The 9,775-nt window shown below is 72.4% G+C and carries 8 protein-coding genes; 7 read left to right on the forward strand and 1 reads right to left on the reverse strand.

All coding sequences use genetic code 11. The annotated features are described in order from the left end of the window. The first annotated feature begins 59 nt into the window (after nt 1–59). The 3 genes from AC5WRL_RS26505 (at nt 60) to AC5WRL_RS26515 (ending at nt 2,473) form a co-directional block, all read left to right on the forward strand. Nucleotides 60–848, forward strand: a complete 789-nt coding sequence (locus AC5WRL_RS26505; protein WP_496091197.1) for a glycerophosphodiester phosphodiesterase — start codon at nt 60–62, stop codon at nt 846–848. Between the two features lie 142 nt (nt 849–990). Beyond that, a complete protein-coding gene (locus tag AC5WRL_RS26510; protein ID WP_496091198.1) occupies nt 991–1,419 on the forward strand; it encodes an ATP-binding protein in 429 nt (142 codons plus the stop codon). A 76-nt stretch (nt 1,420–1,495) separates the two neighbouring features. Next, a complete protein-coding gene (locus tag AC5WRL_RS26515; RefSeq protein WP_496091199.1) occupies nt 1,496–2,473 on the forward strand; it encodes a DUF5926 family protein in 978 nt (325 codons plus the stop codon). A 185-nt stretch (nt 2,474–2,658) separates the two neighbouring features. Here AC5WRL_RS26515 and AC5WRL_RS26520 read toward each other — a convergent pair whose 3' ends face one another. Beyond that, nucleotides 2,659–3,363: a bifunctional DNA primase/polymerase gene (locus tag AC5WRL_RS26520; protein ID WP_496091200.1), complete on the reverse strand. Its 705-nt coding sequence runs from the start codon at nt 3,361–3,363 to the stop codon at nt 2,659–2,661. A 438-nt stretch (nt 3,364–3,801) separates the two neighbouring features. On the opposite strand from AC5WRL_RS26520, the gene AC5WRL_RS26525 reads away from it, so the two are divergent. The 4 genes from AC5WRL_RS26525 to AC5WRL_RS26540 all read left to right on the forward strand — a co-directional run bounded on the left by AC5WRL_RS26525 (nt 3,802) and on the right by AC5WRL_RS26540 (nt 9,475). Continuing rightward, a complete protein-coding gene (locus AC5WRL_RS26525) occupies nt 3,802–5,244 on the forward strand; it encodes a PP2C family protein-serine/threonine phosphatase (RefSeq protein ID WP_496091201.1) in 1,443 nt (480 codons plus the stop codon). 60 nt (nt 5,245–5,304) lie between these two features. Then, nucleotides 5,305–6,840, forward strand: a complete 1,536-nt coding sequence (locus tag AC5WRL_RS26530) for an aminopeptidase P family protein (protein ID WP_496091202.1) — start codon at nt 5,305–5,307, stop codon at nt 6,838–6,840. Nucleotides 6,841–7,076: 236 nt separating this feature from the next. Continuing rightward, nucleotides 7,077–8,456 carry a hemolysin family protein gene (locus tag AC5WRL_RS26535; protein ID WP_496091203.1) on the forward strand — a complete coding sequence of 460 codons (1,380 nt, stop codon included), beginning with the start codon at nt 7,077–7,079 and terminating at the stop codon, nt 8,454–8,456. Beyond that, nucleotides 8,453–9,475: a hemolysin family protein gene (locus AC5WRL_RS26540; RefSeq protein ID WP_496091204.1), complete on the forward strand. Its 1,023-nt coding sequence runs from the start codon at nt 8,453–8,455 to the stop codon at nt 9,473–9,475. The genes AC5WRL_RS26535 and AC5WRL_RS26540 overlap by 4 nt, the downstream gene beginning before the upstream one ends. The last annotated feature ends 300 nt before the right edge of the window (nt 9,476–9,775 follow it).

The raw sequence follows: 9,775 nt of genomic DNA on the forward strand, positions 1-9,775 counted from the left end.
GCAGTCTTGCCCAGTGTCTGTCAGCGGGACGTAAACGCGGTGCATGACAGGATGAGCCGATGGAACCCGCACCCCACCGGATTCAGGTGATCGCGCACCGGGGCTCCTCCGAGGACGCCCCCGAGCACACCCTGGCCGCCTACCGCAAGGCCATCGAGGACGGCGCGGACGCCCTCGAATGCGATGTCCGGATGACCGCGGACGGCCATTTGGTGTGTGTGCACGACCGGCGGGTCAACCGCACCTCCAACGGCCGCGGCGCCGTGTCCACCATGGAGCTGGCCCAGCTGGGCGAACTCGACTTCGGCTCCTGGATGACCCCCTCCGGCGGCGCCGAGACCCCCGACGCCGCCGACCCGGAACGCACCACCGTGCTCACCCTGGAGCGCCTGCTGCGGCTGGTCGCCGAGGCCGGCCGGCCGATCGGGCTGGCCATCGAGACCAAGCACCCCACCCGCTGGGCCGGGCGGGTCGAGGAGCGGCTGCTGGACGTACTCGCGGCGCACCCGCTGCCCGGCGACGTACGCGTCATGAGCTTCTCCGCCCGCTCCCTGTCCCGGGTGCGCAAGCGGGCACCGCAGCTGCCCACCGTCTTTCTGATGCAGTTCCTGCTGCCCAGGAACCGCACCGGCCGGCTGCCGGCCGCCGCCGCGATCGCCGGCCCCGGCATCCGGATCCTGCGCCGCGACCCCGGCTATGTGGCGCGGGCGCACCGCGCCGGGCATCAGGTGCATGTGTGGACGGTGGACGAGCCGGCGGATGTCGAGCTGTGTGCACGGCTCGGGGTGGACGCCATCATCACCAACCGGCCGCGTACGGTGCGTGATCAGCTGGCGCGCATGAGTTGACCAGAGCCTGACAGGGAGTGCACCGGCGCATTCGCTTCGTATCCGATCATTACGAGTACGTCAACAGATGTGTCATGGCCGGTTTCCGCTTTCCGTCCCGGGGGCATCCCCTCCATGGCGTGGGGCAAAGGAGGTCTCGGGGGTGGCGTTGGTGGTGACACAGCAGGTACCGACGTCGTCGTCCATGTCCGTACTCCACGGCCCCGGCGGGGTCGGGACGGCCAGGCGGCGTATGCGATCGGAATTGTTTGACAATGGCGCACCGGAAACGGTCATTGACGATGCCGTACTGATCCTTTCCGAACTGCTCAGTAATTCATATCGACATGCCCGTCCGTTGGGCGACGGCCACCACGTCCGGGCCTCCTGGGCTCAGGACGCCGATGGTGAGATCACCATCTCGGTCACGGACGGTGGCGGTCCGACCCGGCCACGCGCCGGATCCCCGTCCGTCACCGCACGCGGCGGGCGCGGGCTCACCATCATCACCTCGCTCTCCCGGGCCTGGGGCGTGCACGACGCCGACCCCTCCGGCGCGGTCACGGTGTGGGTGGTGCTCGATCCACGCTGAAGGCACGGCCTGTGTGAGCCACTAAGCTCGCGGCGAAGCCGTAGGAGTACGCGACACACGCAGGAGAGCCGTCCGCATGGCCAAGAAGCGCCGCCCCCGTACCCAGCCCAGCGCCGCGGCCACGCCGCAGCTCACCGATGGCGAGATCCCCGTCGTCGGCGCGCGCGAGCCGTGCCCGTGCGGCTCGGGACGCCGCTACAAGGCCTGCCACGGCCGTGCCGCCGTCCAGGCCGCCACCGAGCTGGTACGCCGCCCGTTCGAGGGACTGCCCGGCGAGTGCGACTGGGTCGCGCTGCGCGAGCTGGTGCCCGCCGCCACCGTCCCGCTGACCCTGCGCGAGGGCCTGCCCGCGGACGTCCCCGCGCTCACCCTGGCCACCGTGCTGCCGATGGCCTGGCCGGCGCTGCGCCGCGACGACGGCACCGTGCTGCTCGGCCTCCAGAACGACACCGCCACCGGCGACCTGTCCCGCGACCTGGCCGATGTGCTCACCCGCGCGCTGACCACCGCCCCCGGCAGCCCGGTGCCCGCCGCCCGCAGCACGCCCGGCGGGCCGCGGCTCCAGGACCTGCTGGATGTGTCCGCGCCGTTCGTGCCCGAGGTGCACAGCGGCTTCGAGTTCTGGCTGGACGACGCCGAGTCGGCCACCGGCGAGGTCGCCGCCTCGCTGGAGCGGGCCAACGCCGCCGCCGTGCCCACCACCCGGCTGACCGGCGTCGACGCCGCCTACTGGTGCCGCACCCCCACCAAGAACCACCTGCGCTGGGTCATGCCGCACCCCGAGGACCAGCTGCTGGACGCCCTCGCCCGGCTGCACGCCGCCGGGGCCGCCACCCTCGGCGCGGACACCCGGCTGGTGGGCTCCTTCCGGGCGCACGGCCTGACCGTGCCGGTGTGGGACCTGCCCAGCGAGTTCGGCGCGGAGGAGTGCGAGAAGCCGGCCACCGCGTTCGCCGAGCGGCTGACCGAGGCACTGGCCTCCGCCACCCCGCTGACGGCCGACGAGCGCAAGGCGCGCAGCGGTCTCACCAACCGTCAGATCACCCTGAACTGAGGGTCATCCGAAAGGAGTGATTCCGGTCACAGGATCCCTGGCAGATGGCGGGATCCGCCGCCGCACGGGCCGGGCGGGATTTGCGATTCCCACAGGAGTTGTTACGGTCTGAAGTGAGCCCGGTCGCTGGTGCATCCCCCGTCGCCAGCGACCGGGTTCTTCGCTGCCCGCTTCCGGCGGCGCGCTCAGTACGCCAGCCGGGAGCCCCCGCCGGGGGTGCGGATCGCCGCCTCCACCAGCACATCGAGCAGCGCGGCGGTGCGCGGCAGCCTGATCCGCCCGTCCCGGCCCGGCCACGGGCCGCGCAGCCAGGCCGCCCGGCCGGCCGCAAGCGGCGAGGGCGGCAGCGGCACATAGCCGCCCGAGGAGTGGAACCGCAGCGAGCTGGGCACCAGGTCCTGGGCGTAGAGCAGTTCGCCGAGCTCGGCCGGGTCGTACGGCGCCACCAGCCAGCAGGCCCGGGTCGGGGTCACCAGCACCGGGCCGGTACGCACTCCCCTGCGCGCCAGTTCGGCCTGGGCCCAGGGGGCCGCCGCGGCGGGCAGGCTCAGCGCGCACGGCGCCCCGTCCCGGCCGGTGGCCAGGATGATCGGCGCGGACGGCCGCTCCGCCCACCACCAGCCCACCATCCGCGGGTCGCCGGTGGCCGCCAGCAGCTCCGGGTCGACCGGGTGGGCGCCGGGCACCACACAGCCGGCCGTGCGGCAGCCGCAGCGGCCGTCCGGGCCCGCCTCGACGCCGGGCAGCACCGGCCAGCCGCAGCGCCGGGCGTAGCCGAGCGCGGCATCGCGCAGCCCCCGCCGGGGTGTGCCGCCGTGCTCCCCGCCGCTGTCGTCCCTGTCCCCGCCTTCGCCGTCGTTCGTGCGTCGCATTCCGAGGATCTCGCGCATCTGCGCTCGTCCCTTCCTTCGCGGCTGATTGAGGGCCGGAAGAGGTCTTCCGGCCAATCACTCACGTGGAACTTAGATCACCGTATGTAGCGTCTTGCGCATGGGTGAGGACGCCAGAACCCACACAACCGTTCCGGCCACGACTGGCCCGGAGCACTACCCCGTACGTACCCAGCCCGTCCGGCGCGATCGCCGCCGACCCCTCCCAGTCGATCCTGCGTCCCACGCACCGGCGTTCCTTTTGCGCCAAACTCTTCTGGACCCGGCCTGTCGATCAGAGAACACCACAGTCACACGGGCATCATCATTCCCGACCCAAGAGCACACCGGAGACCCTGCCCCGCACCCCCACAGCGGGTGCCGTTCCCGGTCGCCACGCACAACAGGGGGGTTTGCGATGAGATCGCGGCAGTCGCGCCTCGACGGAAGAGAGCGCCCATGAGCACATCCGTCCCCTCTAATGTGGCCGGAATCCACCCCCCGATCACCCCCGTACCGCAGACTCCACCACCCACCGACACCCCAGCCCCACCCGGCGCGGGACCCGAGCGGCTCGCCTCCTGGATCAGCGACCTCACCGCCCTCCACGACCTCACCGGACGGCTCGCCCGCACCAGCACACTCAGTGACGCCCTGCACGAGACGCTGCGCGCCGGCGCGCAGCTCATCGGCGCCCGCCGCGGCTTGATCGCACTGCGCCCCCATGACCCCGCCGGCCAGGACGGCCCGCCCGGCCCCGACCGGCTCACCGGCTTCGGCCTCACCCCCGGCGAACTCGGCCATCTGGAGACCGTGCCGCGCACCGCCGCCCCGCACACCCGGCTACTGGACGCCGCCCAGGCCGGCGAGAGCGGCGCCCCCACCGAGCTGACCCACCGCGACCTCACCACCGACGACACCCTTGACCCCCGGCACCGCGAGGTCGCCCGGCTGCTCGGCTGCGCCGCCGGCCACGCCGTCCTGCTCACCGCGGAACCCGGCGAAGGCCCCGACGGAGGCCCGGCGGCGAGCCCCGCCCGGCGGCTGCTCGGCGCCGCCCTGTGGCTGTACGACCAGCCCGCCGAGCCCGACCAGCGCCAACGGCACCTCCTGACCCTCTATCTGCGGCACGCCGCCCAGCAACTCGCCCACCACGCCACCCTCGCCGCCGCCCGCACCGAGCTGGCCACCCTGCGCGAAGGACTGCTGCCCAGCCGGCTGCCCTACCTCCCCGGCGTCACGCTCGCCGTACGGCACCGCCCCAGCCCGGCCGGCGGCGGCGACTTCTACGACGCGCTCGCCCTGCCCGACCGCGCCCTGGGCCTGGCCATCGGCTCCACCGGCGGCACCGGGCCGGCCACCGTCGCCGCCATGGGCCGGCTCCGCGCCGGGCTGCGCGCCTACGCCGTCATGGAGGGCGAGGACCCCGTCGCCGTACTCTCCGACCTCGAACTGCTGCTGCGGCTGACCGAACCCGCCCGCTCCGCCACCGCCCTGTTCGGCTACGCCGAGCCCGCCGCCGGCAAGCTCGTCCTCGCCTCCGCCGGTCACCCGCCGCCCCTGGTCATCGGAGAGCACCGGGCCGAATTCGCCGACACCACGCTCTCCGCCCCGCTCGGCATGCTCGCCTGCTGGGAGGCGCCCAGCGTCGAGATCGACATCGCCCGGGGAGAAACGGTCCTGCTGTACAGCGCCGGGCTGCTGCACCGCACCGGCGAACCCATGGACCGGGCCTTCACCCGGCTCCAGGCCGCCGCCCGCGCCACCACCCCCGAGGTACGCGCCGACCCCGAGGCGCTGCTCGACCACGTCCTGCGCGCCCTGCCCGCCGCCACCGCCACCGGCACCGGCACCGGCACCGGCACCGAGGAGGTCATCGCGCTCGCCGCCCGCTTCCACTGAACCCGTCCCACATGTCTGCCCCTGATCGGCTCTGTCCGCCATCCCCCACTCGCACATACGATGGAACCCGGTCCCCACCGGGGCCGGCCGGGTACGCGAGGAGGCAGCAGGGTGGCCGAGGAAGCCAAGCCCACGGACGGCACGACGGACGGAAAGAAGCCCGCCGAGACCATCAAGCAGCGCAAGAACAACGTGAACAAGACGGTCTCCGACGAGCTCGCCGAGAACATGAAGACCGGCTGGGCCGACACCGAGCAGCGCGACCTGGCCCCCATCCCGCAGGCCGGCCGCACCGCCGCCCGGCGCGCCGCGCTCTCCGCCCGCTTCCCCGGCGAACGGCTGGTCATCCCGGCCGGCCGCCTCAAGACCCGCTCCAACGACACGGACTACCCCTTCCGCGCCGCCACCGAGTACGTCTATCTCACCGGCGACCAGAGCGAGGACGGCGTCCTGGTCCTGGAGCCCGTCGAGAGCGCTGAGAGCGGCGAGGGACACCGGGCCACCCTCTATCTGCTGCCCCGCTCCGACCGCGAGAACGGCGAGTTCTGGCTCAGCGGCCAGGGCGAGCTGTGGGTGGGCCGGCGCACCAGCCTCACCGAGGCCGAGCAGTTGTACGGGCTCCCCACCGCCGACGTCCGCACCGTCGCCGGGCTGCTCAAGGAGGCCACCGGCCCGGTACGGGTGGTCCGCGGCCACGACGCCACCATCGAGACGGCGCTCACCGACAAAATCACCGGCGAGCGCGACGCCGAGCTCAAGACCGTCCTGTCCGAGCAGCGGCTGATCAAGGACGACTTCGAGATCGCCGAGCTGACCTACGCCTGCGAGGCCACCGCCCGGGGCTTCGAGGACGTCGTCCGCGTCCTGGACAAGGCCGTCGCCACCTCCGAGCGCTACATCGAGGGCACCTTCTTCCTGCGCGCCCGCGTCGAGGGCAACGACGTCGGATATGGCTCGATCTGCGCGGCCGGACCGCACGCCACCACCCTGCACTGGGTACGCAACGACGGCCCGGTCCGCCCCGGCGAGCTGCTTCTGCTGGACGCCGGCGTGGAGACCCGTAACCTCTACACCGCCGACGTCACCCGCACCCTGCCCATCGACGGCCGGTTCACCGACCTCCAGCGCACCATCTACGACGCCGTGTACGAGGCCCAGGAGGCCGGCATCGCCGCCGTGCGGCCCGGCGCCAAGTACCGCGACTTCCACGAGGCCGCCCAGCGCGTCCTGGCCCGCCACCTGGTGGCCTGGGGGCTGCTGGAGGGCCCGGTCGACAAGGTTCTGGAGCTGGGTCTCCAGCGCCGCTGGACCCTGCACGGCACCGGCCACATGCTCGGCCTCGACGTGCACGACTGCGCGGTCGCGCGCCGCGAGGCGTACGTCGAGGGCACCCTGGAGCCCGGCATGGTGCTCACCGTCGAGCCCGGCCTGTACTTCCAGAGCGATGACCTGACGGTGCCCGAGGAGTACCGGGGCATCGGCGTGCGCATCGAGGACGACCTGCTGGTCACCGAGGACGGCAGCCGCAACCTGTCGGCCGGCCTGCCGCGCGCGTCCGCCGAGGTCGAAGCCTGGATGGCCGGGCTGACCGCCTGAACGTTCCTGCCGGGACGCGAGGTGTCAAGAGGGCGTTTTCGGGTACAGCCGAAGGGAACATCGGCACCTCGCGTCCCGTTGAACAAGCAGCCAGACCGTTCACAACCGTGCTGAACGGTGTCACCCACCACGAAAGGAGATAACTTGTCCGCCAATTCGTCGGACCCTCCTGGGCATAGTCCCCGACCACCTCGTCCGCATGGAACGCACCGCGGCACACGGCGAGGTGGTGTCAGATGAGTGCCGCACTGCTGGGCCTGCTGGCCGTGCTCGTGCTGACCGCCGGCACCGGATACTTCGTGGCCCAGGAATTCGCCTATGTGGCCGCCGACCGGCTCGCCCTCCAGAGCGAGGCCGACGCGGGTGACAAACGTGCCGCCCGCGCGCTGAAGGTCCAGGAGCGGCTGTCGTTCATGCTCTCCGGCGCCCAGCTGGGCATCACCGTGACGGGCCTGATCGTCGGCTTCCTGGCCGAGCCGGCCTTCGCCACCCTGCTCGATCCCGTACTGAGCGGCATCGGCGTGCCCGAGGCCGCCGCCGGCGGCATCGCGCTGGTGACGGCGTTCGTGCTGGCCACCGTCATCCAGATGGTCCTGGGTGAGCTGGGCCCCAAGAATCTCGCGCTGGCCGTGCCCGAGCGGCTCGCCAAATCCCTCGCCTCCTCCACCCTCGCCTATCTGAAGATCGCGGGCCCGGTGGTCCACGTCTTCGACTCGGTGGCCAACAAGCTGCTGCGCAAGGTCGGCATCGAACCGGTCGAGGAACTGCACCACGGGGCGACCCTGGAGGAGCTGGGCCGGCTGATCGACGAATCCCACGAGCACGGCGAGCTGACGCACGACACCGCGCAGCTGCTCGATCACGCTCTGGAGTTCTCCGACCGCACCCTCGCCGAGGTGATGGTGCCCAGGGTGGACGTGGCCTATGTACGGGCGGCCGAGCCGGCCTCGTCGGTCATCGCGCTGATCGGCGAGCACGGGCACTCCCACTACCTGGTGGTCGGCGAGCGGATCGACGACATCACCGGGGTGCTCGGCGTACGCGAACTCATGCGGGCCACCCCGGAGCAGCTGGCGCAGTATCTGGCGGGCCCGCTGGCCCGGCCGGCGCTGCTGCTGCCGGACACCCTGCCGCTGCCCGGCGCCGTGGACCAGATGCAGGCGGCGGGCGAGGAGTTCGCCGTGGTGCTCGACGAGTACGGCGGCCTGGCCGGCATCGTCACGCTGGAGGACATCGCGGAGGAGCTGGTCGGCGAGATCGCCGACGAGAGCGACCGCATCGAGGTGCCGGCGATCGCCGACGGCCGGAGCTGGCTGGTGGACGCGGGGCGCCGCGTCGACGAGGCGGCCGAGGCCACCGGCATCGCACTGCCGGAGGAAGAGGACTTCGAGACCGTGGCCGGTCTGATCATCAACCGCTGTGGGCGGTTCCCCGGCGTCGGCGACCGGATCGAGGTCGGCCTGGCGGACGGCGCCACCGCCGTCATCGAGGTGCTGACCCTGGACCGCCGGGTGCCCGGCCGGATCCGGCTGGAACGCGTCGAGGCGAGCACGGCGGGCCCGGCCGGCGACATCCCGGTGGGCGCGCCCCGTGAACGGGTGGAGCAGCGCTCATGAGCCTGGGCATGGCAGGACTGATCACCGTGCTGCTGCTGATCGGCAGTGGCTTCTTCGTGGCCGCCGAGTTCGCGCTGGTCGCGGCGAAGCGGCACCGGCTGGAGCAGGCCGTCACCGACGGGCAGCGCGGCGCCAGGGCGGCGCTGGCCGGCACGCGTGAGCTGTCGCTCATGCTGGCCGGCGCCCAGTTGGGCATCACCGCGTGCACCCTGGGCCTCGGCTCCATCTCCAAGCCGGCGATCTCGCACGAGGTCGACCCGCTGCTGGCGAAGCTGGGGCTGCCCAGCGGGCTCTCCTACGGCATCGCGTTCCTGTTCGCGATGGTCGTGGTGGTGTTCCTCCACATGGTGATCGGCGAGATGGCGCCCAAGTCCTGGGCGATCTCCCACCCGGAGCGCTCGGCGATGCTGCTGGCACCGCCGTTCCGCGCGGTGGTGGGGGCGGTACGACCGGTCATCTGGCTGATGAACAAGATCGCCAATGGGCTGGTCCGGATGTGCCGGGTGACCCCGCGCGAGGAGCTGACCTCGGTCCACGACCGGGAGCAGCTGGCCCATCTGGTGGGCGAGTCCCAGCGGCTCGGCCTGATCAGCGAGGCCGACTCGGGGCTGATCACCCGCTCGCTGACCGAACCGCTGTCGCCGGTGGGCGCCATCCAGGTGCCGGCCGACCAGATCGCGGGCGTACCGGCCACGGCCGACGCGGAGGCGATCCTGGCCGCCGCCCGGTCCAGTGACCACACGCGGCTGCTGGTACGCGACGGGGAGCGGGTGCTCGGCTCGGTGCACGCGCGCGACGCCATCGTGGCGCGGGCGCGCGGGCAGCGGGTCACGGCGGGCGAGCTGGCCCGGCCGGTGCCGGAGCTGGCGCCGGAGGACACCATCTCGCACGCGGTGGAGCAGCTGCGGCAGCGGCGCGCCTCGCTGGCGGTGCTGCGGGACGCCGAGGGCCGGCTGTCCGGGCTGATCAGCCTGGACGACCTGCTGGTACGGCTGATGCGGCCGGAGCCGGCGGCGTAACACGGGCCGGTGACGAAGGCGGGGCCCCGGGGCGAGCGATCGCCCCGGGGCCCCGCCGTGTGTGCGGCGGCGGGCGCCTACCCCTTGATGGTCTTTGGAGGAGATACGCGCGTATCTCCTCCAAAGACCACGGCTGCGTTGACAGGCGCAGAGCCCGATCCAACGACTACCTAGAGTAACGACGGGGCAGACGCTTACCTTCTATGAGTGGGTTCAAGGTCAATCAGGAAGATTCACCACACAGACGGCATGCTGGGGCTGCTCGGCTTCGCCTGAATGACAGGCCCGTCACTATCGCGC

This window comes from Streptomyces sp. NTD107, assembly GCF_059510435.1.